Source organism: Endozoicomonas sp. ALB115 (genome assembly GCF_049310245.1).
GTDB lineage: Bacteria > Pseudomonadota > Gammaproteobacteria > Pseudomonadales > Endozoicomonadaceae > Endozoicomonas.
On the sequence record NZ_JBLYZG010000157.1, the window covers coordinates 1 to 2,576 of the forward strand.

Genomic DNA, 2,576 nt, shown 5'->3' on the forward strand with positions numbered 1-2,576 from the left:
ACGATCAGCCAGAATCCATGTTCACGCCTGGCCAGAATTCGTGTTCACGCTTTGCCAGAATGAGCGTTCACGATTAGCCAGAATATGCACTATGGCCAGCTCATTCCGGCCTCGCTCGGTATTGACCTGCGTTTCCGTGAGCCAGTCTTCCAGAATATCGGGAGCCGGGTTATCGCCATTGGAGCCGGCTCTTTTGACGTTGACCGCCACACCAGCATTAGTCCCGGAAACATAGACTGCATTGTAAGCCTGCTCCGGTCGCCAGTTGGCGCTTAAACTGATGACCATACTGGCAGGCACAATCTTATCCATCGTGGCCGTACTCCATGCCCAAGGGCTGGCCGGGTATCGGGGTTGAATGCTCACCTGGTCATTATCACGGCCTGGGATAATCACTGATCCGGCAGTAGTAGCGATCTTGGCTACTACCTGCATAGCGGTCTGGTTCTGATAGCTGAATGAGCCTCCGGGCATAATCCAATCCGGTGTGCTGTAGTCATTCAGGTCAGGATAGGTTGCTGTGAATCCGGTATTGGCCAGTTCTTCGATGATAGCCTGTTTGGCGTTGAGGTTGGCGCTGTTGCTCTTGCTTCGTTGTGGTGCATAAGGCGCTGCGAGTAGTTGGGTTCGGCTGCTGCCATAGAGGGTGTAACGTTCATCCCCGAAGCGTCTATCCGTGCTATATCTTTCGATAATAAAGATCCATTTCCAGCCATTGATATCCACCTCAATTTGCTTCGGACCGCTTTTGTCCGGTTCCACCAGTGCAATATTGGAAGCGCCCCACAGCTGCCCGGTAAAGCTCCATGAGAAGCTATCAATATCCAGGCTAATTTCCATTGAGGGCAGTTCAAGCGGTGTCCGGGAAGGTAATACGACGGTGGTGATGATGTTCATAAGCAGATAACTCTCCCTGATCTCTGGCTGTTCCGGCTCCGGCTTTTCCACAATGACCGGGTCTGTCTCGCCGCCATAGTTGCCGGTAACGCTCTCATCCTTGGCTTTCTGGCCAAAGCCCCACGGTATAATAACCGGCTGATCCTCGGCTCTGTTTTTCTGGAAGGCAAAGCGCCGCTTGCTATCCCTTGGCTGAATAACCTTGGCATCAACCAATCGTCCCATTCGGAAATAAACAGCAGGTGTGGCTTCGGGCGAATAGGGAATGCCAGCAAAGCGGAAATTAATAAGGCTCGGTATCAGATAGCCCAGCTTCTCTATCTGATGAGCAGGACTGAACTCATCCACTCGCCGGAAGCTGCTGATCTGATTGCTGTCTCTTACAAAAGGCCGGTTCCAGAGAATACGATCTTTCTCATCCTTTGCCTGAATGGACTGATCCCATCGCTGCGACTTATGACCGTCTATGTTAACAGCCTGCTGCCAACGCCCGTCAGCTGTCGCCTCTTTTTTCAGGCTGTCGCTATGACTAAAACTGACCTGAGCTTCCTTTTTAGCCACTGCCCCCCAAAATAGCCCAAAAGGTGAAGCTTCCACAGACCTTGCCTGCCGACTACTTTGCGTCCGGGAAGAGCTGATAGGCCGACTGGTGGAATAAACCGCCGCTCTCTGCTGCTGTCGGCCAACGGCTTTTTTCCAGTTACCCTGATAAAACCGGATAACGGAAGGTGGCGGAACAAAGGCATATCTGGCTGTCGGATAAAAGCCAAAGTCAGCACTCGGCTTATATGCATCAAGACCGAAAGCGAAATCAACCGGAGCTGTAATTACATAAGCCATAAATTATTAATTTGGGATAATTGTAGGATTAACAGGGCCATGAGTCAGTGGTCGACTAAATGGCTTTGCCTTGAACTTTGCAGTGCCTACACTTTGGACGTTATCGGTATCAATCCACCACACTGGCTCAGTGCTATTGCTCACTCCGGCGACAGTGCAATAGTAAACGTAGCCTTGGAAATTGAGCGGCCTGATAACATCGTTGACCTGATAATTGGTATCAGGTTGCCATTCGCTACCAAAGTCATCCTCAGCAACGACAAGCACTGCTCCCTCATAAGGGGATGTATCAATACTGTAATTACCGCTATCATCACTGATTGCTGATCCCAATACGGCTTGACTGGTATCATTTGATCCTCCGATGGGCAGAGCTTCTTGGCTGACAGCAAACACCCGACGACTGACGGGTAGATCATTCTCTTTGATATTCCCGCTAACCGTTGTTGTATTACCATTCCCCGGAATCTGGATGCCTCCACCACCGCCAGCATCAGGCATGTCTATCCCGGTAGTGCTTGCCTGATGCAAATTGTTGATTTCATCATCCGTTATCGCTCTGCTCCAAACAGCCACACAGCCTAATGCCATATCGTTGCCCGGTGTCGAATAACCATATTCAGATGTCTGACCTTTTTGTGAAAAAAGCTTAAAAGTCCGGTCTGGGTTAGTTATATAATCGTGAACACTGATAGTTTTGATTAATACATTATTCAAAAATACTTCTAAATAATTTTTGTCATCTGAATCAGTAATTCCCGATGAATCCTGAAGCACTACAGCCACGAGAGATACAGAAGAGGTAAAAAAATCATGCCCGCACAATTCTTCGACTAAAA

The 2,576-nt window shown here is 49.3% G+C and carries 2 protein-coding genes; both read right to left on the minus strand.

Features of this window, described 5'->3' with window-relative positions; all coding sequences use genetic code 11:
- Positions 1 to 21: 21 nt before the first annotated feature.
- Positions 22 to 1,737, minus strand: a complete 1,716-nt coding sequence (locus ACO6VE_RS24255; RefSeq protein WP_422464048.1) for a hypothetical protein — start codon at positions 1,735 to 1,737, stop codon at positions 22 to 24.
- 6 nt (positions 1,738 to 1,743) lie between these two features.
- The coding region (locus ACO6VE_RS24260) for a hypothetical protein (protein WP_422464050.1) at positions 1,744 to 2,576 on the minus strand (833 nt) is incomplete at its 5' end.

Coding starts and splice junctions, on each gene's coding strand:
- ACO6VE_RS24255 (WP_422464048.1), bottom strand. CDS start 1,737: ATGGCTTATGTAATTACAGCTCCGGTTGATTTCGCTTTCGGTCTTGAT.